The organism is Pontibacillus sp. ABV4_188, assembly GCF_056311905.1.
Genome location: NZ_CM149975.1, coordinates 1,497,471 through 1,520,013, shown reverse-complemented (window position 1 = coordinate 1,520,013; position 22,543 = coordinate 1,497,471). Strand labels below are relative to the sequence as shown.

25 protein-coding genes are annotated in these 22,543 nt (G+C 39.8%); 8 read left to right on the top strand and 17 right to left on the bottom strand.

The window, feature by feature from the left end; translation table 11 throughout:
- From ACYX4O_RS07700 to ACYX4O_RS07690, 3 genes are all read right to left on the bottom strand, one after another.
- Window positions 1-561, bottom strand: a complete 561-nt coding sequence (locus tag ACYX4O_RS07700; RefSeq protein ID WP_476357039.1) for an RNA polymerase sigma factor SigX — start codon at window positions 559-561, stop codon at window positions 1-3.
- A 265-nt stretch (window positions 562-826) separates the two neighbouring features.
- A complete protein-coding gene (locus tag ACYX4O_RS07695) occupies window positions 827-1,702 on the bottom strand; it encodes a DUF1028 domain-containing protein (protein WP_476356063.1) in 876 nt (291 codons plus the stop codon).
- A 194-nt stretch (window positions 1,703-1,896) separates the two neighbouring features.
- Entirely contained in the window at window positions 1,897-3,573 is a 1,677-nt protein-coding gene (locus tag ACYX4O_RS07690) for a BCCT family transporter (protein WP_476356061.1), read from the bottom strand.
- 303 nt (window positions 3,574-3,876) lie between these two features.
- Between ACYX4O_RS07690 and ACYX4O_RS07685 the strand changes: the two genes are divergently transcribed.
- Together ACYX4O_RS07685 and ACYX4O_RS07680 are read left to right on the top strand one after the other, a co-directional pair.
- Window positions 3,877-4,413 carry a 3D domain-containing protein gene (locus ACYX4O_RS07685; RefSeq protein WP_476356059.1) on the top strand — a complete coding sequence of 179 codons (537 nt, stop codon included), beginning with the start codon at window positions 3,877-3,879 and terminating at the stop codon, window positions 4,411-4,413.
- Window positions 4,414-4,496: 83 nt separating this feature from the next.
- Window positions 4,497-4,700 carry a hypothetical protein gene (locus ACYX4O_RS07680; RefSeq protein WP_476356057.1) on the top strand — a complete coding sequence of 68 codons (204 nt, stop codon included), beginning with the start codon at window positions 4,497-4,499 and terminating at the stop codon, window positions 4,698-4,700.
- A gap of 93 nt (window positions 4,701-4,793) precedes the next feature.
- Here the strand turns inward: ACYX4O_RS07680 and ACYX4O_RS07675 are convergent, their stop codons facing one another.
- Together ACYX4O_RS07675 and ACYX4O_RS07670 are read right to left on the bottom strand one after the other, a co-directional pair.
- Window positions 4,794-5,894 carry a M24 family metallopeptidase gene (locus ACYX4O_RS07675; RefSeq protein WP_476356055.1) on the bottom strand — a complete coding sequence of 367 codons (1,101 nt, stop codon included), beginning with the start codon at window positions 5,892-5,894 and terminating at the stop codon, window positions 4,794-4,796.
- Between the two features lie 13 nt (window positions 5,895-5,907).
- Window positions 5,908-7,314: a sodium:solute symporter family protein gene (locus tag ACYX4O_RS07670; RefSeq protein WP_476356053.1), complete on the bottom strand. Its 1,407-nt coding sequence runs from the start codon at window positions 7,312-7,314 to the stop codon at window positions 5,908-5,910.
- Between the two features lie 696 nt (window positions 7,315-8,010).
- Between ACYX4O_RS07670 and ACYX4O_RS07665 the strand changes: the two genes are divergently transcribed.
- Complete coding sequence (locus ACYX4O_RS07665; protein ID WP_476356051.1) at window positions 8,011-8,565, top strand: 3D domain-containing protein; 555 nt, start codon at window positions 8,011-8,013, stop codon at window positions 8,563-8,565.
- 273 nt (window positions 8,566-8,838) lie between these two features.
- On the opposite strand, the gene ACYX4O_RS07660 is transcribed toward ACYX4O_RS07665, so the two are convergent.
- Both ACYX4O_RS07660 and ACYX4O_RS07655 read right to left on the bottom strand, forming a co-directional pair.
- On the bottom strand, window positions 8,839-8,991 hold the full coding sequence (locus ACYX4O_RS07660) for a hypothetical protein (RefSeq protein ID WP_231416004.1): 153 nt from the start codon (window positions 8,989-8,991) through the stop codon (window positions 8,839-8,841).
- A 381-nt stretch (window positions 8,992-9,372) separates the two neighbouring features.
- Window positions 9,373-9,795 carry a pyridoxamine 5'-phosphate oxidase family protein gene (locus tag ACYX4O_RS07655; RefSeq protein WP_476356049.1) on the bottom strand — a complete coding sequence of 141 codons (423 nt, stop codon included), beginning with the start codon at window positions 9,793-9,795 and terminating at the stop codon, window positions 9,373-9,375.
- Window positions 9,796-9,937: 142 nt separating this feature from the next.
- On the opposite strand from ACYX4O_RS07655, the gene ACYX4O_RS07650 reads away from it, so the two are divergent.
- On the top strand, window positions 9,938-10,471 hold the full coding sequence (locus ACYX4O_RS07650) for a ferritin-like domain-containing protein (protein WP_476356047.1): 534 nt from the start codon (window positions 9,938-9,940) through the stop codon (window positions 10,469-10,471).
- A gap of 147 nt (window positions 10,472-10,618) precedes the next feature.
- On the opposite strand, the gene pgmB is transcribed toward ACYX4O_RS07650, so the two are convergent.
- The 3 genes from pgmB to ACYX4O_RS07635 form a co-directional block, all read right to left on the bottom strand.
- A complete protein-coding gene (gene pgmB / locus ACYX4O_RS07645) occupies window positions 10,619-11,287 on the bottom strand; it encodes a beta-phosphoglucomutase (protein WP_476356045.1) in 669 nt (222 codons plus the stop codon).
- 135 nt (window positions 11,288-11,422) lie between these two features.
- Complete coding sequence (locus ACYX4O_RS07640; RefSeq protein WP_476356043.1) at window positions 11,423-11,599, bottom strand: hypothetical protein; 177 nt, start codon at window positions 11,597-11,599, stop codon at window positions 11,423-11,425.
- Between the two features lie 106 nt (window positions 11,600-11,705).
- On the bottom strand, window positions 11,706-12,098 hold the full coding sequence (locus tag ACYX4O_RS07635; RefSeq protein ID WP_476356041.1) for a secondary thiamine-phosphate synthase enzyme YjbQ: 393 nt from the start codon (window positions 12,096-12,098) through the stop codon (window positions 11,706-11,708).
- Window positions 12,099-12,309: 211 nt separating this feature from the next.
- On the opposite strand from ACYX4O_RS07635, the gene ACYX4O_RS07630 reads away from it, so the two are divergent.
- Together ACYX4O_RS07630 and ACYX4O_RS07625 are read left to right on the top strand one after the other, a co-directional pair.
- A complete protein-coding gene (locus tag ACYX4O_RS07630; RefSeq protein WP_476356039.1) occupies window positions 12,310-13,551 on the top strand; it encodes a YeeE/YedE family protein in 1,242 nt (413 codons plus the stop codon).
- A gap of 700 nt (window positions 13,552-14,251) precedes the next feature.
- Entirely contained in the window at window positions 14,252-15,229 is a 978-nt protein-coding gene (locus ACYX4O_RS07625) for a zinc-binding dehydrogenase (protein ID WP_476356037.1), read from the top strand.
- A 40-nt stretch (window positions 15,230-15,269) separates the two neighbouring features.
- Here the strand turns inward: ACYX4O_RS07625 and ACYX4O_RS07620 are convergent, their stop codons facing one another.
- The 5 genes from ACYX4O_RS07620 to ACYX4O_RS07600 all read right to left on the bottom strand — a co-directional run bounded on the left by ACYX4O_RS07620 (window position 15,270) and on the right by ACYX4O_RS07600 (window position 19,483).
- Window positions 15,270-16,118, bottom strand: a complete 849-nt coding sequence (locus tag ACYX4O_RS07620) for an SDR family oxidoreductase (protein ID WP_476356035.1) — start codon at window positions 16,116-16,118, stop codon at window positions 15,270-15,272.
- A gap of 177 nt (window positions 16,119-16,295) precedes the next feature.
- A complete protein-coding gene (locus tag ACYX4O_RS07615) occupies window positions 16,296-17,297 on the bottom strand; it encodes a hypothetical protein (RefSeq protein WP_476356033.1) in 1,002 nt (333 codons plus the stop codon).
- A gap of 64 nt (window positions 17,298-17,361) precedes the next feature.
- The gene (locus ACYX4O_RS07610) at window positions 17,362-17,565 is read right to left on the bottom strand and encodes a zinc ribbon domain-containing protein (RefSeq protein WP_036781246.1); all 204 of its coding nucleotides are present in this window, start codon (window positions 17,563-17,565) and stop codon (window positions 17,362-17,364) included.
- A gap of 124 nt (window positions 17,566-17,689) precedes the next feature.
- Entirely contained in the window at window positions 17,690-18,790 is a 1,101-nt protein-coding gene (ddlA, locus tag ACYX4O_RS07605; protein WP_476356031.1) for a D-alanine--D-alanine ligase, read from the bottom strand.
- 81 nt (window positions 18,791-18,871) lie between these two features.
- Window positions 18,872-19,483, bottom strand: coding sequence for a trimeric intracellular cation channel family protein (locus tag ACYX4O_RS07600; RefSeq protein ID WP_476356029.1), 612 nt, complete (start codon window positions 19,481-19,483; stop codon window positions 18,872-18,874).
- A gap of 205 nt (window positions 19,484-19,688) precedes the next feature.
- On the opposite strand from ACYX4O_RS07600, the gene ACYX4O_RS07595 reads away from it, so the two are divergent.
- The gene (locus ACYX4O_RS07595; RefSeq protein ID WP_476356027.1) at window positions 19,689-20,189 is read left to right on the top strand and encodes a LysR family transcriptional regulator; all 501 of its coding nucleotides are present in this window, start codon (window positions 19,689-19,691) and stop codon (window positions 20,187-20,189) included.
- Between the two features lie 135 nt (window positions 20,190-20,324).
- Here ACYX4O_RS07595 and ACYX4O_RS07590 read toward each other — a convergent pair whose 3' ends face one another.
- Entirely contained in the window at window positions 20,325-20,981 is a 657-nt protein-coding gene (locus tag ACYX4O_RS07590) for a peroxiredoxin (protein ID WP_476356025.1), read from the bottom strand.
- Between the two features lie 138 nt (window positions 20,982-21,119).
- On the opposite strand from ACYX4O_RS07590, the gene ACYX4O_RS07585 reads away from it, so the two are divergent.
- Window positions 21,120-21,335 (top strand): hypothetical protein, encoded by a 216-nt coding sequence (locus tag ACYX4O_RS07585; RefSeq protein ID WP_476356023.1) that lies wholly within the window; start codon window positions 21,120-21,122, stop codon window positions 21,333-21,335.
- Window positions 21,336-21,659: 324 nt separating this feature from the next.
- Here the strand turns inward: ACYX4O_RS07585 and ACYX4O_RS07580 are convergent, their stop codons facing one another.
- Window positions 21,660-22,529 (bottom strand): 5'-3' exonuclease, encoded by an 870-nt coding sequence (locus ACYX4O_RS07580; RefSeq protein WP_476356021.1) that lies wholly within the window; start codon window positions 22,527-22,529, stop codon window positions 21,660-21,662.
- Window positions 22,530-22,543 lie beyond the last annotated feature (14 nt).

The following is a 22,543-nucleotide window of genomic DNA, read 5'->3' as shown; positions in this document are numbered from 1 at the left end:
TCAATACATGCCATCCCGGTCATCCCCTTTCATTTGAGAATACACATGTTTAAATCGCTTCTTAGCCCTGGCAATCAATGTACCAACGGAGGTACGCTCAACGTTTGCTGTTTGAGCAATCTCCTCGTACTTAAAGCCTGAGAATTTCATCATTAGTAACAGTTGATCCCGTTCATTTAATTGAGCTAACGCATCTTTTACTTCTTGACGGCCTTCTTTTTTCATATAGGTTTCTTCTACTGAAGCCATTAAATCATTACTATATTCGGCTTGTTTCTCTGCTTTTTTCATCTGTCGTTTTTCGGTTCGTATGTAGTTGTAAGATAAACGAACAGCAACTTTCATAAGCCAAGCAGGAATAGACTCCATGTCTTGCCAGTCAGAATGATAAAGTTTCAGTAATACTTCTTGAGCAATTTCTTCTGCTGTTTGTTGATCATGTACGATGCTCATAATCTTTCGTACGACATTTGGATAGTATTGTTTAAATACTTGGTGAAACTGAGCTCTTGTTGGCTCTGTTTCACTGGAGTAATTCGAATCGAACAAATTCGCTCTCACCTCCAAAGCGGTCCCTCCTTTCGAACAGCTTTCATAATAGAGACACCAGATTTGCTATTTTTGTGACAGATCTATAGAAAAAAATTCAAAGATTTTTATGTACACTTTCTATGACTTATTTATTATCACTTAAGGGGGAATGGTGTTGAGCCGTCCTGTCAAAATCCCCTATCACTCACTTTAGTTAATTTGCATATCTCGCGATCGAGATTTACTCCATAAAAAACTCTGCTCCCTTTTCAGAAAGAGCAGAGTTTTTATAACTTTAGACTTGCTTATGTTTCATAAACTCCAGAACCTCTAAGTCAAGTTTACCATGTTCAAGTGCACGCTCCTCAAAATTCTCTCTGTGAAGAAATGAAGTGAAGGCTTTATACATTATAGATTCTACAACATTCACTGTAGGTAAGTATCCAAGCCTTTTCAATTGAAGCAAAAGTTCTTGCTTTACTTCTCCCTGAATTGAGGCAACATTTTCTTCTTTTGTAGCCCCAAAGTAAAGTTGCTGAAGGTGATAAATCCTTACTAACTCATGAATAGGTTCGTCATGTTCATCTACTCGCAGGTCAATGAAACGATCATTAAACCCTCCATAGCCTCCATTCTCTTTGACGACAAGAAGAGCTGCAGATTGTTTTCCTCGTTTGTCTCCACCCGCCATCTGCCCAGCTTGTAGAGCCTGTAACAACCGATCAGCTAAAGATCCTTTACTCGATTCAAACATCGAAGCCATCTCCGTTATGGTTTCTTCATTGACCAATATGTTTCCTTGAGCAGCGAAATTAGGCCCTGATACTCCCCCTGCCCATTCATAACAGGCGTCACCTGTATAGGTAGCTGACGTTCCCTTTCCATTCACAATCCCAACCTGACGTAATCCTCTTTCAGGGTCAGCTTCCGTTAGTTTTTTGACTACTTCATCTGGAGCGTAACCTTCTTCTAGCAAGCGAAGCCCATCAGGTCCATAGGAAGGATTGGCCAAGGATTGAGTAGCAACAGCGCCAACACCAGCTTTCGCCCAGGGAACGACAGAGCCAGAACCTAAGAACTTAGACTGAACGGCGACTCCTAGCTCATTTGTTTCAGGATCGTACCCGACAATCGAAAACGTGGCAACAATAGGATTAGAAACTCTGCTCATTATTACTTCTCCCCTTCTCGTACCATAAATTAATCTAACTATAATAAATAAAATAGTCTTCTAGCAAGCACATTTTTTAAGTATTATGTAAATTCGTAACCTTGTGACTTATTTTTTAAACATTGGTTTACTTTCCAAGGGGAATTCAAATCACAAAAGCCTGAAGCACCAGGTGCTTCAGGCTTACTTTAACACTAATCCTTTTTCTCATCTGTATGGTCCTTATCCTTTTCCTCATCCTCAAAATGAGCATCGATTGGACCTTTTTGTTGTTGCTCTTTTTTCTTCTTCCTCCTCAAGCGCTGCACAATCTTCTTATAATTCAATGTAAAGGTCTTCGGTTCATAATGTTCAGAAGCTCGAATGTCTTCAGATGACGCTCGCATAAAGGACCATGCTAGCATAATCATGATAAATAATAACGGGAACCCACCAACTATGGCAGCTGTTTGTAATGTTCCTAGTCCGCCAAGGAACATTAACACAAGTGGCATGAGACATAGAGCAAATGCCCAGAAGAGACGATTCCATCGTAAAGGCTCATCTTCTACTTCTTTTTGAACAACAGATGCTAAAATGTAAGAACTTGAATCAAACGTCGTCGCTAAGAATATAATCGCCAAGATGGTGAAGATAAAGATCATAAACCATGCCATCGGAAGCTGACCAATGATCTCAATAATCGCTTTTGGCGCACCTTCTTCATTCAATACATTAATAACATCAAACTCTCCTGTAAGTTGCATATGAAGGCCGTAGTTTCCTATAATTCCAAAGAACAGTATACTCCCAAGCGTTCCATAAATGATGGTGCCAAGAATCATTTGCCGTATAGAACGACCTCTTGAGATCTTAGCTACAAATAGACCAACGAAAGGCGCATACACAAGCCACCATGCCCAGTAAAATACAGTCCAGGATTCAGGGAAGCTTGTTTGTTCATATGGCCCAAGCGCATTATACGGCTCAGTCCAAGTACTCATATGAAAGAAGTTATCAAGCAATAAGCCAATGCTATTCGTAGTTGTTTCTGCTATAAACCTTGTAGGACCGAACATAAACACAAATGCTAATAGAAAGATCGATAACCATAAATTAAGATCACTTAAAACCTTAATCCCTTTTTTCAAGCCACTATAGGCACTAATCGCAAAAATAAGCGTAACAATCGCCAGGATAGCGGTCTTCATAACCATATTAACAGGAATACCTGTTAATTCATTAATTCCTTCCGCTATCATTGGAGTACCTAATGCCAACGTAGTTCCTGCTCCACCTAATAATCCAAACATAAATAAGATATCGATTGCTGTGCCCACAGGACCGCTAGCAAGATTCCCTATAAGTGGTCTTGTAGCTTCACTAACTTTTAGCACAGGTTTCTTTCGAACATAGTAAAAGTAAGCCATTGGTAATGCAGGAAGTGTATAAATAGCCCAAGCAATCGGCCCCCAATGAAAGATCCCATACGTACTTGCCCAGGCAATTGCTTCTTGGGTCCCTGGTTCGACACCAAATGGAGGGCCTTGATAGTAATACGCCCATTCAATCGTACCCCAGTACAGAATACTTGATCCAATCCCGGCGCAGAACAACATACCCGCCCAAGAAAAATTATTAAATTCAGGCTTTTCCCCCGCATCTCCTAACTTAACACGCCCATTGTCACTAAAAGCAACATAGATAAGGAAGAAGAAAATACCCAATCCGACAAGTAAATACAATACACCAAAATTAGTCGTTACAAATGTATTCGCCTGATTAACATATTCGGCTCCCTTTTCCGGAAATAGAACTAGCGGAATCGTAACTAATAACAGTAGTATAAAAGCCCCTAAAAAAGTAGGCCAATCCATTATTCCTTTTTTCATGGTCGCATCTCCTTTGATGTTAGACTTCCACACTTAGGATGTTCTAGGTATGAAAGTTTCATGCGTGGAGGCATCTACTCTTCACGGTCCTGCTTCACATGAGCTTCATCCACTGGTTTACATATACCTGCTACCGTGTTACCTTGTCATGTGGAAGGAAAAACGCCTTCCAAATTCAACATCTAGAAGTAATAAGTGAAACGAATAGATTTACGCATTTGCATGTACAAAAAGCCATTTACCCCACATAGGTGAACATGGCTTTTTTTCATGCCTTCCGATGAAATGTAAGGAGGAACTTATATGAATACCATGATCAAGTCAGTGGTAGCGCCCCTTATCGCTTTAGGAATCTTTGCATTCGGCTTACCTTCTGTACACGCTGATGAAAATGCAAATGGGGATGAGAAACAAACAAACTCACAAGAGGAACGTGCGGTTAATGGCACTTCTCTTCCTATAAAGAAATTAGAAGTAGACAAGAAGAAAACCGAATTTGCTCGTTATCATAAAACAGAGCAAGAGAAATCTCCTTCAAACGTGGAAAGGACTGTTCACGTTGAGGCTACAGCTTATACCGCTCACTGTGATGGCTGCATCGGCATTACAAAGACAGGCATCAATTTACTCGAAAACCCTAATAAGAAAGTGATCGCTGTAGACCCAGATGTTATTCCATTGGGATCAGAAGTTTACGTTGAAGGCTATGGTCGGGCAATCGCAGGTGACATCGGCAGTGCGATCCAAGGCAACCGTATTGACTTGTATATGAAAGACCACAATGATGCTATGGACTACGGACGTCGTCAAGATATTAAAGTAGAGATTCTATCCTCATAATAAAAAGCTCCCTAATAAGGGAGCTTTTTTATGATACATATTTCTTTTTATGAGATCCATCCTATTATTTAGGAGGTGCTACTATGAATGATCACAAGAAAGATGCAACTCAACCGACTTTCGATAATTTGAGTGACCGTTTCATCGGAGATGCAAATGAGCAACCATCCCTTTCTATGAAGACCAACTTAGACCCAAAAGATGTCACCAAAGACAACCCCTATTTCGATAAAAAGAAAAAGCACACACCAGAAGAAATCGAATCATTCAAGAAATTCTTCCAGTAAAAATTAAGAATATGCCCACTATGGAAAATAAGTAATTCTTTTCTTACACATCTTACAAGCAAAAAAATCCCGTCGCTAAGGACGGGATTTAAATTAATCGATAACTTGAAGGTCTTTAGGATACTTCGTCAACGTTTCAAAACCATTTTCAGTAACAAGTACATCATCTTCTATTCGAACTCCACCTACTGTAGGGTCATAGATCCCTGGTTCAAGGGTGTAAGTCATTCCAATCTTCAGTTCACCTTCATTTAGATGACTCATAGAAGGGAATTCGTGCACATTTATGCCGAGTCCATGTCCGATGCGGTGAGGGAAAAGCTGTCCGAATCCTGCTTTTTCAATGATATCACGAGCAGTTTGATCCAAGTCTCCGATTCTAGTGCCCGCTTTACTAATGTTAAGAGAGGCAAGTTGAGCTTCTAGAACCGTTTCGTAGATCGTTCTCTGTTGTTCGGATACGGAGCCATACACGACTGTTCTTGTTATATCCGATGTGTATCCTTCTAACACTACTCCTAAATCAAATAGAACAAAGTCACCTTTTTTAAGGGCACGATTTCCAGGATTTCCGTGTGGCTGTCCGGATTTCTCTCCGAAAAGAACCATCGTGGAGAAAGACATTTCACGAATGCCTTTTTTCTTTAATTCATACTCGATTTTAGCGAGAACTTCCATCTCAGTTATGCCTTCGTGTAAGGCTTCAACGCCAACTTTAACGCCGTAGTCAGCCATTTCAGCTGCACGACGCATGACGTTTATTTCGTTCTCATCTTTTACAACACGCATGTTGTTAATCGCCTTTTCAACAGATTGCGATGTAGCATCTGGGAACAGATTGAATAGAGCTTGGCTTCTACTAAACGTTAAAACTTCTTGCTCAAAAGCAATCCGTTCAACTGATTTTAGTGAACGTTTTAGAAGGGCTGTTTTAACCATTTCCCACGGGTCTTCATGATCAGCATAGCCAAGTACTTCATAAGGCCATCCCGCATCTTTCACTTGACCAACTTCCATTCCTGGAACAATAAAGAGAGGTTCAGCTTCCTGGAATACAAAGAGTCCCATTAATCTCTCATGTGGGTCTGTATGGAAATCCGTAAGATAAAACACATTTTCTGTAGAGTTGAAGAAAGCGACATCTACCGACTCAGCTTCCATCCACTCTGTTAATTGTTGTAAGCGTTGCTTCATTTTTTCACTCTCCCTAAGCTGATTTTGCAAAGTCAGATGAATGCTTCTGTGTACTCAAAGTAACGACAATTAGAAATAGAATCGCTACAGGTACAGCAATAACTACACTATTTAGCTCAAAAGGCTTTTGCAAGACAACTTCCCAAACAAGCGTCGATGTTACCCCTGCGACCATGGATGAAATACCGCCCGCTGCTGTAACACGCTTCCAGAAGAATACAGCAAGAACTGCCGGTGTTATACCTGCGCCATATACGGTATAAGCATACATTTGAACAGATAGTACACTTGGGAAGTACGTAATAATGACAAATGCCAGAACTCCTAATAGAACAATAAATCCTTTCGTCATACGCAGTTGCTTCTCATCAGAGGCTTTAGGATTTATATAGTTTCTATATATATCATACGTTAGATTAGTCGCAGCCGAAAGTAAATAAGAGTTCCCTGTCGTAATAATGAAAGAAGCTGCTGCTGCAAGTAAAATTCCTCCGATTGCTATAGGCATAACTGTAGTTGTTGCCATCAATGCCATACCTGGATCAATTCCAGGGAATAGTGACCTAGAAGCAAATGCAATAAGAGAAATGGCAGGTGAAATGACAATCATTGCTATAAGCCAACCGATTTGAGCTTTTTTAGAAGACTTGTCGCTCTTAGATGAAGCCAATCGCTGGTACATATTCTGATCACCTAACAATAAGAAAAGAGACGGAAGTAAATAACCAAGTAATTGGATTGCAGATAATCCACCTGTATTGCTCATATGTGATTCAGGTACATTTTGAACAATTTCACTCCAGCCCCCAGCAATGATAAAGATCGTTGGGACCGTAATGAGTAATCCTCCTACCATAAGGAACCCACTTAACGCATCCGTTTGTGAAACAGAACGCAAGCCACCAATCATAGCTAAGAAGATGATCAAAGCAGCACCAATCATGGTCCCTGTTTCAACCGTCATTCCTGTTGTCAGATTTAAAATGAAACCGAACCCCTTCATCTGATAAGAAACGATTCCTACATAAGCTAGAATAATAATAACACTCGCTATATTACGTGCTGACTTTCCATATTTAGCTTCCAAAATCCCGGAAACCGTATATTTACCGAACGCTCGAATTTTTGGAGCTACGATGTATAGCATAATGATACCAAATAGTGTCGGAACCATTAGCATAAATGATGGAATAATGCCATAGCTGAACGCCATGGACGTTTCTCCACCTGAGATACTTCCACTTCCCGTCCATGTAGCCAGAAGTGTTCCCATTAGTACAAAAGGTCCCAGACTCTTACCTGCAAGAACAAAATCCTCTGTTCCTGAGACTTTCTTAGACATAAATACCCCAATTCCTATCATAAGAAGGGCATATAATCCAATAAACCATAATAATGTTGGATCTTGTTGTAGTTCCATAAGTTTAGTTTCCTCTCCTGCTTGATCATTTTGATTTGACTAAATCTGTTAGCATTAAGCGTATACTTACGCGCGCTACTTATGTGAACTGTGTGGAAATTAAGAATTGCTGTTTTCCGATCCGGATCTGTAGAAAACAAAACGAAGATTAATAATTAGAGGAATCAGGTTAAATTACCCTGATTAAAGTGGTACTCTTGCTTATGTCTTCGCTTCACATAAGAACAATTGCTAATAAATCTACCATAATTTTTCGAAAAGCAAAAATGCCTTTATATCAACGTTTTTTGTGATTTTAGACCAATTTTTAAGACTTCCCATTTATTTACACAATCGTTCATTTCATTCATTATGCATACTTCAGAAGTTTTTTTATTGATGAAAATATTCTGAATTATACTCTATCGCAAAATATATAAATGATCCAAATTACCTATAAATTAATAGCCTGTTTAATCCTTATTTACTATTAGCTGAAACTTAATGTAACAACAATCTCCTTAACGGCTACAGAAAACCAGTTGTTCAGCATCCTCCCATTCTCTCCATAACGATAAACGTCCTTTATTTCAGTTATTTTTTGTTACAAACCTGACATGTTTGACATGTCTTTGACTTATAAATGTCATCGTTCTTTAATGGGGTTTTAGTACTAGACCTGCTATACTCGTCTCAGATACTAAAGGAGGATGATTGATGATGAAAAACATCAAGACGACAACGGTCCTGTTCCTCATTGCCTTTGGATTTATCGGTATTCTTATCCCAAACTTTCAAGTCGTACAAGCAGAGTCAACTGAGAATAAGGAACAAAATAACAATCTACTTTACCAAGACCATGATATAAATAAGCAAATCACCTTACAAAAGAAAAATGGAGTTCCTAGGTTCCTACAATCTTCGGCTGAGACACATACCGCTTCGAAAAAGGGAATAGCCATCGAACAAAAAAAGGCATACACAAAGGAAATTACAGTAGAAGCAACAGCCTATACAGCTCATTGCGAAGGTTGCACCGGCATAACTAGAACTGGTATTAACTTATTAGAGAACCCAAATTTAAAAGTCATTGCTGTTGACCCAAATGTTATCCCATTAGGTACTAAAGTTTATATAGAAGGTTACGGCACAGCTGTGGCAGGAGATATTGGAAGTGCAATTAAAGGAAATCGAATAGATATCTATATGAAGGATAGACAAGACGCATTAGACTATGGAAGAAGAACAATAAAGATTAAAATCATATCTTAATGGAGGGGGAGGACATCTATTTGTTCTCCTCTTTTCATACTGTTTTGGAATTCAACGTCGTAGGCACAGAACCTCATTAAAAAATCGTACAAAAAAACACCCTTCTCTTGAACGGTGGTATAGTTTAATCAAATTATGTAAAAGAAAGTGCCTGCTTGATCTTATACTGGTATAACGAGCAAGATGTAACTTTCTATGAATCGAGTTCATTGCTACGCAGGCACTTCTTTAAATTTCGTAAGCATGAATGTAGAATCCTTCCTTATTGGTTACTTATTTTCTCTTTTTCTTTTTTGCTCTGGCTCCCATCTTTCCTTTTTTAGCAGCGTTTGTGTTCTGAGTTGTTGTGTTACTTGCTGTTAGTTCTTGGCTGTTTTGATAGTCTTTCTCGAATAGCTCGCGAGCTTTTGAAAACATGATGGTCATTGTGTGACCCTCCTTTTTAATTTCTTACAAAAGCATTTCCCTGCATTTCCAGAGCCAAAACTTCCGTTTACAATTTTTATTGTACTCCCTGAAACCTACGTTTGTAAATGATAAAACTACATTTTTATTAATAATCATTTTAAACTGTACAGATTAAATGACGTGTATAACCTGATTTTTTTAACCCTCTTATTCACTGTCATTACAATGGTTATAGGTACTTTCTCAATTCGTAATATTTTTGTCATAAATGTATGAAGCTATTCTCAATTAGAAAAATCTATTTCCACGTTAAAGCATTAAAAAACAAGGCAATAGTGGACTCATATTTCGTAAAATTAAAAGAACCTGACATCCAAATTATGACAGGTTCTTCCATTTTTATAATTGAATCGTTTGAGGGTCTTCCCCTTCTACATTCATTAAGCGAATTTGTGTTGGTTGAATATCTAAAACGATATAGTTTGGATCCTCAGGTCCTTTAAACCAATGCTTCATGTATTCGTTCCATAACTTTTCTTTTAAATCTTTTGAATCGTTAATAACTGCTTTACCCTCTACCTCAATGTATGGGTCTTCAAATCCTTTTCCATCATAACCTAGCAGAATATGCACATAAGGATTTTGTTCAATCTCTTCTGTTTTGTGTGTATCCTTGTCCGTCGCTGTATAAAGGTGCAAGTCTTCATTATGGAATGTCATATAACGTGAATGTGGTTTATTTTGCTGGACCGTAGCAAGTGTACCAACTTTGTGATGCTCTAGAACCTCTAGAATTTTATCTTTTACTTGTTTTTCATTCATTTCCAAGGACTCCCTTCATCATTTGCTTCTTAGGTAGTGTACCTGATTTTTAGTTAATTTAAACAAGTTAGTTGGCTATTTAAGTATGTTTTTATTCTTTTAGAACACCATAATACCAAATGACGAACGAAGGAGTGGAGACATGAAATTTCTATTATCACGTCGGTTTAGAATAGGCCTAATTGTGTTTAGCTTTATTCTATTCCTAACCAGTTCTTGGATAAATGCTCAAACGGTCCCTTTAGATTATGGAGCTAAAGGAGCATTAAAAGATCCTCGCTTAACCTACGAAAAAGCACTAGAATATGCCATAGAAGACGAATATCTAGCGCAAGAAAAATACACCAAAGCCATTCAGAAATATGGGCAAGTCTTCCCCTTCCCAAAAATTCAAAAGGCAGAAAAGAAACACATCGAAGCACTCAAGCGTCTTTATAATAAAGCAAACTTGAGTATCCCAGAAAATCAAGCAAAACAATATACTGTTATGCCAGCCTCTATTAAAGTAGCTCTTCAACAAGCCGTACAAGCTGAAATCGATAATATTGCTATGTATAACCGTTTTTTAGAAATTAAGAACTTACCTCCAAATGCTAAGAAGATGTTCACTAATTTAAGAGACGCTTCAAAGAAACATCTCGTAGCTTTTAACTTTGGACTCTCTCAGCAGCAATAACAATAACGTAGTAGACAAACTCTTGTTATAAAGTTTGTCCTCCTTTTGTCCCAAAGCTTTGTGAAGTCTGTTGTTTTATGTAAACCTTCTATTTTCTATATAAAAAGAGCTTGGAATTCCAAGCTCTTTTGGGTGAGTATAGAAGGACTAATTGTTTTGTCTTTGTGTGAATTCAGCTTGGACACTCTCTAACGTTAGATACGAGGTGTGGCTGATTGTACAGTCGGCTGCGCTTAAGTAAGAAGATGTTCCTACTCCAATAGAAAACATTTGAGTTGAAAGAATTGCCTTGAGTCCGGCTTCTCCATCCTCTATAGCAACGCAATCTTTATGGGCTACCCCTAAACGGTCGGCTGCTGTTACAAATATCTCAGGGTCTGGCTTTCCGTTCCTTAAGGACTTCGGATCCATAATTATATCAAAGTATGAAGTTAAACCTAATTGATGAAGCACAAACTCTGCATTTGAACTAGCTGAAGCTAAGGCCATGGGAGTTTTCACATTTGCTAATTCCTGAATGAAAGCTTTCATACCAGGCATCAAATCATCTTCTGTCAGTTGAGCAATTAATTGTTGATAATTTCTATTTCTCCATTCACCTAGCTCAACCATCTCTTCGTGAGTAAAAGACTGATTAGAACGTTTTGCTAACATTTGAATTAACTCCATTCGAGGTCTTCCTTGGTAAAGAAGGTTATCCTCTTCTGTAAATGAAATGTCGAGCTTATCAGCAATGGGTAGTGTCGCCTTATAATAAAGGGGGACCGTGTTAACAATCACACCGTCAAGATCAAAGATTACTGCTTTAAATGTCATATATGAAACTCCTTTACTGCCAATGACTAATCTTGAAGTAGCGTACAGTAACTTTGATAAAAACGCAAGAAGAATATAAACCATGCTTGTAATAAAGGTAGTCAGTTATATTAAATGTAGCAAAATTGTATTGAATTAGGGTAAATAATTAAGTAGATCTTCTACTGCAATAGTAGTAGATTCATCATGTACAGCTGTGTCCTTTGTAAGGTCTATAAGATCTACAGCGCTCAGGACGGTCTTTTTGAAGGGGAATAGAATCATTACAGATAGGAACATAAAACATAATCCAACTCTGAACATTTCTTTCATATATAACCCTCCCCACATCCTTTTTATAGTAAATGCCCCTTATATAAAAGGGTAAAACCTTTATTTTAGCCTTTCCACCTTATCAGCTAACTTCTCCACTAAAGTATCATAAAAGCTTTACCACATACTTACGCTGCCTTGGTCCATCGAACTCGCAAAAGTACACACCTTGCCATGTACCAAGGACTAACTCTCCATCTGAAATAATCACCATTTCAGAAGAACCTACTGTACTTGTTTTTAAATGCGAAGCTGTATTTCCTTCCCCATGAAGATCTTCTGGATGTTCCCAAGGGTACACTTCATCTAACCTTCTAAGAAAATCAGTCTTCACATCTGGATCTGCATTTTCGTTCACTGTAATCCCTGCGGTTGTATGTAGAGAAGAAACGACAAGTACTCCTTCTTTTACCCCAGATGCTTTCACATAATTGCTTAGTTCCCTTGTTATATCAACCATTTGATCATGTTCAGACGTTCTTACTGTAAATGTCTTCATCTATTATCACTCCTTATTCCTTATGTAACCGTTCTACCCAAAAAGAAACCTCAAAGTTTTTTGCGTCTACTAGAGTTCGTCATGGTTCCTTTTGACCTTAAATGGAAGAAGGCCTATAAGTTTTTATGATTTACAAATACATTCATTCATATTATTATACGGAAAGGATTTAATTCATAGTAAATAGATAAGAATTGAGGTGTATTTTAATATGGAAACAATGACAGCCAAGAGTCGTTCTTTCACAACCGTGACTTCTACACTGAACCCAGTTCAAAAACCACTTGTGACGCTAGGACTACTTGTTTCTATAATTCTATTCATAACTTCTGTATCAATCGGAGGATGGGCGCAGGGTGTTCTTTACATTGTTGGAATGGCCCTTGGACTGACGTTATTACATGCTCGATTTGGATTTACGTCAGCTTTTAGACGATTAACATCAGTCGGGAATGTCCAGGGACTGCAAGCGCATATGGTCATGCTTGCAGTTGCCACAACCTTGTTCGCCATTATCTTGGCTACAGGATTTAGTTTCACGGGAGTTACACCTTCAGGATATGTCTTCCCTGTTGGAATGAGTGTGATCTTCGGATCGTTCCTATTTGGTATCGGGATGCAGCTTGGAAATGGCTGTGCTTCTGGTACGCTTTATAATGTCGGAGGCGGAAAAGCTTCCTTATTTGTTACGTTAATAGGATTTATTGCTGGTTCAGTACTTGGCGCATATCACCTTCCTTGGTGGACAAGTGAAGCGATGCCGAAGCTCCCCGCTATCTCATTAGCTGAATCAACCGGTTTTGGCTATTTTGGAGGCTGGTTGTTCCAAATTGTTCTATTTGCAGGAATTTACGGATTAACCGTACGCTATGCTCGTAAGAAAAACCCACCGCAAATGAAACCACTCCCAACCGTAAAGGGATGGAAAAAACTTGTCCGAGGTTCATGGCCTTTACTTGTAGCGGCCGTCGTGTTAGCGATATTAAATGCCATTACCCTTTCTGTCCGTGGTAACCCTTGGGGGATTACATCTGCATTTGCCCTTTGGGGATCAAAAGCTCTTATGGCCATTGGAGTAGACGTAAGTAGTTGGGGCTATTGGGCTGGTAAGACAGATCAACTCACTAATAGCGTCTTTCTAGATTCTACAAGCGTTATGAACTTTGGTATAATTCTCGGAGCGTTTATTGCAGCAGCTGCTCAAGGTTCATTTAAACCACAACGCTTCAAACCCGGTATATTCTTCGCTTCCTTAGTAGGTGGCGTTATGATGGGCTATGGTGCACGACTTGCTTTTGGCTGTAATATCGGTGCTTACTTTGGAGGCATTGCTTCTATGAGCCTTCATGGTTGGGTATGGATGATCATGGCCCTAGCAGGAACCTTCCTAGCATTGTTTATTAGACCGTTATTTGGATTGAAGAACCCAAACCCTAAAGATTCAATGTGTTAATGAGAGTGAGCTAAATCGCTTGGCGGTTTAGCTCACTCTCTTTCTTGTTAGGCCCTGTTAACGTTTAATGTTGTTATTCTTTATAACAAGCTTGTTAAAAAAGGGTGGGATTTTTGAAGACTCGAAGTTGAGACACTCTATTGTGTGTGGGGCCGTTACGTTTATAAGTGCTAGGGGGCTGGGGAACGACTCGCTTTCCGCGGGCGAGCTGTCGAGCCTCCTCGTTCGCTTGCGCTCTCTGTGGGGTCTCGTCGACCTCTTTCTCCCGCAGGAGTCTCCCCGTTCCCCAGCCCCCCTTATCGTAAGTTGTATAACGTCCCCTTAGCTCGAGTAAGGCGTGCTTCAACACTCCGCCCCCTTATGTAGTATGCTTCCGTTACCCTATATATGGAAAAGGTGGTTCGGGAAATTGCGAGACTCCTGCGGCAGTGGGAGCCTAGGGGAGACCCCACAGAGAGCGTAGCGAACGAGGAGGCTTCCCAGCTCGCCGCGGAAAGCGAGTGATTTCCCGCACCACCTTACTCTCAATTTGAGCAAACGGAAGCATCTCCTCAGCTTAGAGTGTCATTGTTAAAGATTCGAGATTAATAAATAGGGGTAGGATACTTCCAAGTACCTTAGGCACCTAAAAGTGCGTACTGTATCGAACATTAGAATAATGAGACAATAAAGGACAAAATGATTAATGGAGGTTCTGTACATGAAAGCTCTTTTGTTAGAAGGAAAAAATCAGTGGCAAAACATGAAGGTTGAAGATATAGAAACCCCTACTCCTCAACAAGGAGAAATACTTGTTCGCAATAAAGCTGCTGGCTTAAATCCAGTCGATTATAAAACGGCAACGAATGGACTTTCAGCATGGGAATACCCTCACATTCTAGGTGTTGATGCGGCTGGAATCGTAGAGGGAATCGGCGAAGGTGTGACGACGATTCAAAAGGGAGATCGTGTAGTGTATCACGGCAATATGTCTGAAAAAGGTACATTTGCAGAATACACCGTTACCCCAGCTCATACAGTCAGTCATCTTCCTGAGTCCATTTCGTTTGAAGATGGAGCTGCTGTACCGTGTGCGGGTTATACAGCTTATCAGGCACTTGTGCGTAAGATGCATGTACAACCGGGACAAACCATTCTAATTCATGCTGGCGCTGGTGGTGTTGGTGGCTTTGCCATTCAACTGGCTAAACAAGCCGGATTAACCGTGATCACAACGGCTTCTGCCTCTAATCACGAATTTGTACAAACACTCGGAGCAGATTATGCTATTGATTATAAGCAAGAAGACTTTGTAATGAAAACACTTGAACTTACTCAAGGGAAAGGTGTTCATGCTGTTCTTGATACCGTAGGTCGCGATAACGCAACCCGTTCACTTGATACCCTTCGTTTCAACGGTCAGATTGCCTTTATCGCAGGGCCTCCTGACATTACAAGTGCACTTGATTTCACGAAATCATTCTCCTTCCACCAAATTGCACTTGGCGGAGCTCACTTAGTCGATAACTTGGAAGAGCAACAAGACCTCGCCTTAATGGGTCAAGAAATGTTCCAACTTATTGAAGAAGGATCGATTTCAACATTGCTTGAGAAAGTCGTTCCGCTTGAAGAGGTCCCACAAGCACTAAATGACCTATCAAAGCGTCACGTAACAGGAAAAATTGTCGCATCTATTTAATGATAAAAGGCCAGTCTCTTAAAGAAGAGACTGGCCTTTCTTATATTCTTTTTAATTTTGTTAAGATCATTTTCTCTAATGCGCTCCAAGGTAAAATAGTTTTAGCCTTCACCATTCCTTTAACACCTTTACCAACTGGATAACGTAAATTCTTAATCATCTTCCTATCGGCTAACTGTGAGATAAGATCAGCTACCTCTTGAGGGTCACCAAGTGAATCTTCCCCGTTTTTTAATTCTTGCTCAATGCATTCCATGTAATCAAAATAAGGTGAATCTTTCTTAAGGGACTGTTCAGTTACCACTCTACCTGAAGACCAAATGTTCGTCCGATAAGACCCAGGCTCAACCAAAGCCACATCGATTCCAAACGGCTTCACTTCAAGACGCAAACTTTCACTATACCCTTCTAGTGCGTATTTAGATGAAACATAGGGAGACAAGCCAGGGAAACCAAACAGTCCACTAATGCTGCTTACATTAATGACTTTCCCAAACCTTTGCTGTCTCATAAGAGGCAACACCGTTTGCGTGACTCCCATAACACCAAATACATTCGTCTCAAACTGGTCTCGGTATTCGTTCATTTGAATTTCTTCACTAAAACCACCAAGAGCATATCCCGCATTGTTAACAAGAACATCACAGCGCCCTATTTTCTCTATGTAATACTGGAAGTCTCGAATCGATTCTTTTTTCGTTACATCTAAAGGAACGGGAATAATCTGTTTATACCACTTTTCATCTTTAAACGGTTCAAAAACTGACATCTTGCTAACATCCCTCATTGCAGCAAGCACAACATAACCTTGCTTAGCTAAATTGACAACTGTCAAAGAACCAAACCCACCTGAAGCTCCAGTTACAACAGCAACCTTTGATTGAACCATAATCATCATTCCTTTCTACTATTTAAAGTGCAGGCGTGGTGCCTAGGACCGTATAGGCTCCCCAGCTCCCCGCAGGAAAGCAAGTTGCCTCCAAGCACACTTTACAGTAACGGACACACAAACCAAAGCTACAAGTATAGAAAAAGAGGTTGTTCTACCAACCTCTTTTTCTCTCATTTATGGATTCATCATGTCTGTAACTTTAGCAGTCTTCTTATCTACGTAATACCATCCCATAGTTGCGGTATGGGAGGCCCCGTCTTGTTTGACGAGCTCGTATACGTGAACAAGGTATTTACCGCTTTCTTCATGGTCTACTTGCACTTTAACACGTTCATCACTAGATTTAATACCTAAATGGTTTCTTACTGCTTCAATAGCTTGTTCCTCAGCAGCCTGTTTTGTCCCTGTTGAGTCTTCTTGAATATAAGCAGTTTGAATATCATCCACGACCCATTGAGTTCCGTCGTGAACCACAATATAGGTCACTTTGCTATTACCTTCCATCTCATCGGATTGATTCTGGATTACATGAGAGGTAGTATCATTCATACGCTTAATCGATACTGGTTGATCTGGGTTTAAGAAACTTGGAGCGCTTGATGGCACTACATAAAGCTTCCCATTTTCTTGACGTATGTAATACGAGATGAATTCATCAGTCAGTGATTGTGACATCGCCGTCTTAAACTCTTTCTCTATTTCCCGAATAGACGAATAATCTTTAATCATTAAGTTATCGTCTGTATGTTTAATGACGTCAAAGAATACTTTTTTATATTCATTGACAACAGCTTTTGCTTCTTGTGAAGTTAAGTCTGCAGGCACTTGTTTTTGCTCGGGCTCATCTTTAGCTTGATCTGTCTGTTTATCTTCCTCAGTATCAGGCGTCCTGTTATCTTGGCTTTTCTCCTCTTTATCTTCATCTATTTTATCTTCTGAAGCATCTTCATCAGCTTGCTCACTGTCTTTTGAAGCATCATCATCTGTTTTCTCTTTGGATTCTTCTTTGACTTTTTCCGAATCTTTGTCGGCATCCTTGTTATTATCCTCTTCTGTCTCTTCTTGCTCCACTTCTTTTGAGTCACTATCTTTTGTCTCTGTTTCTTGGTTAGCGTCAGATGTACACCCAGCTAAAATCATCATTAAGGCTAGACTTGTTGCCCAAATATATTTCATTTTCATTCTCCCTTTAACTAGTCTTAAAATAAAAAAAGCGAGGCGAGATCATCGCCTCGTTTCTTTATCCGAAGAAGAAGTCCAGTATGTTTCCACCTGCTGAAGCTTCTTTATTATAGAATTCAGAGTAACCACAGTTCTTACAGTAAACGACTAAGAATTTATTATTTTGCACATCAAACATCTTCGCAAGTCCAGCTCCTGTCATGGCTACTTCTTTCTTACCTGCATCTGTACTACCACATTTAATACAACCTTTATCGCTCATATAGCTGCACTCCTTCATTTTAGTTTAATCTATTTGTATTTACGAATGAATCCTTCATTGGTTTCATCTTTTAGATATTTTAAAAGAAAAAGCCTCAAGGAAGGACCCCCTCAAGGCTAATTCATTAAATTGAACTCTTTAAATTACTATCGCGATGATGGCGATCCATTGCAAGCTGAAGCAGTTGGTTAATAAGTTCAGGATAAGAAACACCGCTTAAGTCCCAAAGTTTAGGATACATACTGATCTTTGTGAAACCTGGTAATGTATTCACTTCGTTAACGACAAGCGAGCCATTTTCTTTCAAGAAGAAATCAACACGTGCTAACCCTTCACACTCGAGAGCCTGAAACGCATCGACAGCCGCTTCACGTACTCTCCCCGTTGTATGGTCATCAAGTTTTGCAGGTAACTCTAACAGTGCCCCACTCTCACTAATGTATTTCGTCTCATAAGAGTAGAAGTCATCTCCTTGTGGGAGGATTTCTCCCGGAACAGACGCTTTTGGATGGTCATTCCCTAACACGGCTACTTCGATCTCCCGACCATTGACTGCTTCTTCAATAATTAATTTCGTGTCATATTGAAATGCTTCTTCAATCGCTTCGTAAAATTCTTTCTCATTACGCACCTTACTTACACCAACAGAAGAGCCTTGATTAGCAGGCTTTACAAACATCGGTAAGCCTAAACGCTCTTCTACAGATTCAAAAGAGATATCTGGCTGTTGGGGTTGTTTAAACGTAACCCAGTCTGCAACTTTAATATCTGCATCTCGAAGCAGGCGCTTCGCTATATCCTTATCCATACATAGCGCTGAACTAAGTACATTAGGCCCCACATAAGGAATATTTGCAAGGCGAAGCATCCCTTGCATACTTCCATCTTCACCGAGCGTACCATGTACAATCGGAAACACAACGTCTAGTTCTCCAAGGCTCTCTGCCGTTGAAGTGCGGATTAGCTGATCATGATCTTGCCCTGGTACAAGTGCAATGCCTTCATTTGTTTTATTCAAAGCAATATTTGCCGGGTCTTCTTCGTTCAATAAATAGTGGCTTGGCTCACTCAGATGCCATTGGCCGGTTTTATCGATTCCGATAAGCGTTACATTATATTTATCTTTGTCGATTGCATCAACGATATTTTTTGCAGATTGTAAGGATACTTCATGTTCAGAGGATTTACCTCCGAAGATTACCCCAACGTTTAGTTTGTCACTCATCAAAATCGCTCCCTTTTATGAATTTCTTACGTTTATTATTCTATTCCCTGTATTCATCGGATATGTAACACTGCTTTTCTATTATAGCCTATATAAATCCCTGAACATGAGGTGCCAGTTCAAATGATAAGAAAGCAAACGGAACATAGCAGTCGCTCCAAAGAGCACATACAATTGGAACGTACTCTCATAGTCAATAATTCCAACTGCTAATAGCACACCAGCCATCATGGCCCAGACCGCATAAATCTCTTTATGTAATACCATTGGTCTTCTTTGAGCTAATACATCACGCGCTACTCCACCACCAACACCTGTAATAATCGCCGAAAATACAACAGCACCAAATGGAAGATTCGCTTCAAGTGCAAACATCGCACCTTGTACAGCGAAAGCAGAAAGTCCAATAGCATCTAAGTATACGTTCCATCTATCCCAAAACATGACCCAACTTTTTGGAAAGAAATAGACGATTGCAATGGTTCCAAGAGCTACATATAGAAACATACCCTGTTCCCACACATGTACAACATCAATTTGTAAAAATAAATTTCGAGCAATCCCACCAACAAACGGCGGTGCAAGGCCCAAAATGAAAACACCAAAAATATCATATCGCTCACTTAGCGCTACAATCGCCCCACTAAAGGCAAACGCAGCAACTGCGATTACATTTACAATCTCCCAAGCCATTCACCTAAATCTCCTTCCACAAACGTACCTCAATCATAGAAAAACCAGCATAAAAATTCAATAAAAATTTTTTATGCTGACTCTTAACACTTAGTGTGGAAAAATCTTTACTAAAGAGTAATAGGGATAAGCAAGGCTCAAGTCACAAAGGGAGCACCGAACCCTACTACTATTCTCCCCTAAAATCACCCTAGGAGGTGAGCTTATGAAACTAGAAGATTATGACTTAATCATTCACCTATCCACAATCGGGACGATCCGAGGCACGGCCAAGCACTTATATGTGTCTCAACCAGCTATCACCCAACCCCTCCGCTACATAGAATCTTATTTTCAGCACCCTTTATTTGTACGTACACCAAAGAAGCTATTGTTAACCCCCGTTGGAGAGCAAGTTGTTAAACACGCGCAAAAAGTAATAGAAAGAGAAACTGAACTTCAAACCCTTCTTCAATTATATGGAGATCAGGTTTCAGGGACGTTATCAATCGGAGCTTCATCGATTGTGAGTCAGCAATTTTTACCGAGCTTACTCGAAACGTATACCTCTCTTTATCCTAATGTAACAATTGATTTAGTTACAGGATTAAGCGAAGACCTTAGAAACCCTAACCAGAACTTTCATGTCCGCATCATTCGTGGCAAAGAGATGAAAGAGACTCCAATTTCACATAAGCTCATCCCCCCTCTAAAAAAACTCCTATAACATAACTTAGAGATTAGAGTTGGATGATGACTAGACAAAAAGCAGCACCCTGATATCAGGGTGCTGCTTTTATTAATTAAATATGCGACTGTCTATAGTTTGAATCTATACAAATTACAGTTCTGATTCAATTCATTACAGATCTTTCTTTGAAATATACCAATCAATGTATTCAATGCCTTCTTCTTGAGATCGTTTGGCTGCTTCTTCTTGAGTTTTCGGTGGTGAGACAACCGCTTTATCCCCTTCTGTCCAGTTAGCGGGTGTTGAAACACCATGCTCATCTGTTGTTTGCAGGGCTTTCACAAGGCGAAGAATTTCTTGCATGTTGCGCCCAGTTGTCAATGGATAATAAATAATAGATCGGATCTTCTGCTTATCATCAATGACGAATACAGCACGACTCGTTTCCACTTGGCTCTCACCTGGCATAATCATACCGTACTTCATAGCTACTTGCTTATCCAAATCAGCTATAACCGGGAACTCGATTGTCGTATTGAAGTTTTCTTCGATACTTCTAATCCAAGCTATGTGAGATGGAACGCTATCGACACTTAAGCCAAGCAATTCTGTGTTCATTTCTTTTAATTCTGGATAGATTTCTTGGAACGCTACAAATTCTGTTGTACATACGGGAGTAAAGTCAGATGGATGAGAGAATAGAACAACCCATTTTCCTTTATAATCTTCAAGACTCAGGTTCCCCTGACTCGTAGCAGCCTGAAATGATGGCGCCTCGTCACCAATTCTTGGCATCGTATACGTTTGTTCTTGATTTTCTTGTTCCATACATCGAAACCTCCTTTACTATGATTACAACCACTGTACTCATTCCTCATCAAGGATTCTTTAAACCTATTCCACCAAAAATAAACAATTATACCTATACACCTATAAGTATGATTGGTCATAAACTTTCATTTACGGATGATTTCTATTACACTAATCCTATACAACAAAGAGAAAGGTCGTTTCAATATGAAATCTACTACACGTTTTTTCTGGACACTCGCCTTAGCATTTTTACTAGGGATTGTCACATCGGCTTTTGAATCTCCATGGTGGGTAAATGTAATCGGGGTGATTATCATCGTTATGGTGATGTCTTTTGTTTCAAATCGGATGAATCATAAAGAACAATAGATTGATTACCTTTCATCTAAGCCCCTTATATGAAGCCTAGGCTTTGCAGGCCGATCGTACAACCTGTAGCAAGGGGTTACTGGGGAACGAGGAGACTCCTACGGGAGAAAGAGGTCGACGAGACCCCGCAGAGAGCGCCAGCGAACGAGGAGGCTCGACAGCTCGCCCGTGGAAAGCGAGTCGTTCCCCAGTAACCCCAAATACTCCTTAAAGTATCGGCCCCTCCTTACTCCATTATTTAGCTTTAGGCCTTCAAAGTAGCGACTTATAAAACATCTGTAAAAAAACGAGTATGAAATCTCCAGGATTTCATACTCGTTTTTTTTACGGATTGATTAATCGATTGATGTTTTTAAACTCAAGCTCATTAAATTTATGATGCATGAGGTCTTCGTTAATAGAAAGTACAGCTTCTTCAAGAGAGCATGTAACATCGACTTCACAGTGGATACGGGCTAGTTTTCTTGATAAGTGAAGCATGTCTAGGTCTTGTTCGATCTTTGTGCGCTGTGCTTTCGTTAAGGTATGAAGATTTTCAAGCAGTCCTTCAATGGTCTCGTGCTTTTGCAGTAACTTCAAAGCTGTTTTCTCACCAATTCCTTTAACACCAGGGTAGTTATCGCTACTATCACCCATAAGTGCTTTTAAATCAATCATTTGCTGAGGGGAGATGCCTTTTTCTTCACTAAACGTACCCTGTTCATATTCTGCAAAGTTTCCGTAGCCTTTCTTCATAAGGATGACTTTTACGTTATCCTTTAGAAGTTGTAACGTGTCCTGGTCCCCAGTTAGAATAAGCACTTCATTCTCCTCACTATATACGTTAGCGAGCGTGCCCATTAAGTCATCAGCCTCATAGCCTGTAATACCGACATTAGGAATATCCATTGAAGCGGTAACTTCTTTAACAAGTTCAAACTGTGGAATCAATTCAACAGGAGCTTCCCCCCGATTTGCTTTATAGTCTGGATATAAATCATTACGGAACGTATGACTTCCCATATCCCAGCAACAAATGACGTGACTGGGTTTATATTCGTTCGTCGCTGCAAATAAGTGCTTCACAAATCCATACACGGCATTAGTCGGCACTCCTTTACTATTGACCATGTAATATCCACTCATCGCAGTTGCATAAAAGGCCCTAAACAATAACGCCATTCCATCTACGAGCATTACTTTATTCTTTTCCATGTAACCGTACTCCT

Excerpts from the sequence above, each read along its gene's own strand:
- ACYX4O_RS07585 (WP_476356023.1), top strand. The coding sequence starts at position 21,120 with ATGATTTCTATTACACTAATCCTATACAACAAAGAGAAAGGTCGTTTC.
- ACYX4O_RS07620 (WP_476356035.1), bottom strand. The coding sequence starts at position 16,118 with ATGGTTCAATCAAAGGTTGCTGTTGTAACTGGAGCTTCAGGTGGGTTT.
- ACYX4O_RS07685 (WP_476356059.1), top strand. The coding sequence starts at position 3,877 with ATGAATACCATGATCAAGTCAGTGGTAGCGCCCCTTATCGCTTTAGGA.
- ACYX4O_RS07680 (WP_476356057.1), top strand. The coding sequence starts at position 4,497 with ATGAATGATCACAAGAAAGATGCAACTCAACCGACTTTCGATAATTTG.
- ACYX4O_RS07665 (WP_476356051.1), top strand. The coding sequence starts at position 8,011 with ATGATGAAAAACATCAAGACGACAACGGTCCTGTTCCTCATTGCCTTT.
- ACYX4O_RS07610 (WP_036781246.1), bottom strand. The coding sequence starts at position 17,565 with ATGAGCGATAAAGGTTGTATTAAATGTGGTAGTACAGATGCAGGTAAG.
- ACYX4O_RS07650 (WP_476356047.1), top strand. The coding sequence starts at position 9,938 with ATGAAATTTCTATTATCACGTCGGTTTAGAATAGGCCTAATTGTGTTT.
- ACYX4O_RS07675 (WP_476356055.1), bottom strand. The coding sequence starts at position 5,894 with ATGAAGCAACGCTTACAACAATTAACAGAGTGGATGGAAGCTGAGTCG.
- ACYX4O_RS07655 (WP_476356049.1), bottom strand. The coding sequence starts at position 9,795 with ATGAATGAAAAACAAGTAAAAGATAAAATTCTAGAGGTTCTAGAGCAT.
- ACYX4O_RS07635 (WP_476356041.1), bottom strand. The coding sequence starts at position 12,098 with ATGAAGACATTTACAGTAAGAACGTCTGAACATGATCAAATGGTTGAT.
- ACYX4O_RS07660 (WP_231416004.1), bottom strand. The coding sequence starts at position 8,991 with ATGACCATCATGTTTTCAAAAGCTCGCGAGCTATTCGAGAAAGACTAT.
- ACYX4O_RS07670 (WP_476356053.1), bottom strand. The coding sequence starts at position 7,314 with ATGGAACTACAACAAGATCCAACATTATTATGGTTTATTGGATTATAT.
- pgmB (WP_476356045.1), bottom strand. The coding sequence starts at position 11,287 with ATGACATTTAAAGCAGTAATCTTTGATCTTGACGGTGTGATTGTTAAC.
- ACYX4O_RS07600 (WP_476356029.1), bottom strand. The coding sequence starts at position 19,483 with ATGGCTTGGGAGATTGTAAATGTAATCGCAGTTGCTGCGTTTGCCTTT.
- ddlA (WP_476356031.1), bottom strand. The coding sequence starts at position 18,790 with ATGAGTGACAAACTAAACGTTGGGGTAATCTTCGGAGGTAAATCCTCT.
- ACYX4O_RS07580 (WP_476356021.1), bottom strand. The coding sequence starts at position 22,529 with ATGGAAAAGAATAAAGTAATGCTCGTAGATGGAATGGCGTTATTGTTT.
- ACYX4O_RS07615 (WP_476356033.1), bottom strand. The coding sequence starts at position 17,297 with ATGAAATATATTTGGGCAACAAGTCTAGCCTTAATGATGATTTTAGCT.
- ACYX4O_RS07630 (WP_476356039.1), top strand. The coding sequence starts at position 12,310 with ATGGAAACAATGACAGCCAAGAGTCGTTCTTTCACAACCGTGACTTCT.
- ACYX4O_RS07640 (WP_476356043.1), bottom strand. The coding sequence starts at position 11,599 with ATGAAAGAAATGTTCAGAGTTGGATTATGTTTTATGTTCCTATCTGTA.
- ACYX4O_RS07690 (WP_476356061.1), bottom strand. The coding sequence starts at position 3,573 with ATGAAAAAAGGAATAATGGATTGGCCTACTTTTTTAGGGGCTTTTATA.
- ACYX4O_RS07595 (WP_476356027.1), top strand. The coding sequence starts at position 19,689 with ATGAAACTAGAAGATTATGACTTAATCATTCACCTATCCACAATCGGG.
- ACYX4O_RS07695 (WP_476356063.1), bottom strand. The coding sequence starts at position 1,702 with ATGAGCAGAGTTTCTAATCCTATTGTTGCCACGTTTTCGATTGTCGGG.
- ACYX4O_RS07625 (WP_476356037.1), top strand. The coding sequence starts at position 14,252 with ATGAAAGCTCTTTTGTTAGAAGGAAAAAATCAGTGGCAAAACATGAAG.
- ACYX4O_RS07590 (WP_476356025.1), bottom strand. The coding sequence starts at position 20,981 with ATGGAACAAGAAAATCAAGAACAAACGTATACGATGCCAAGAATTGGT.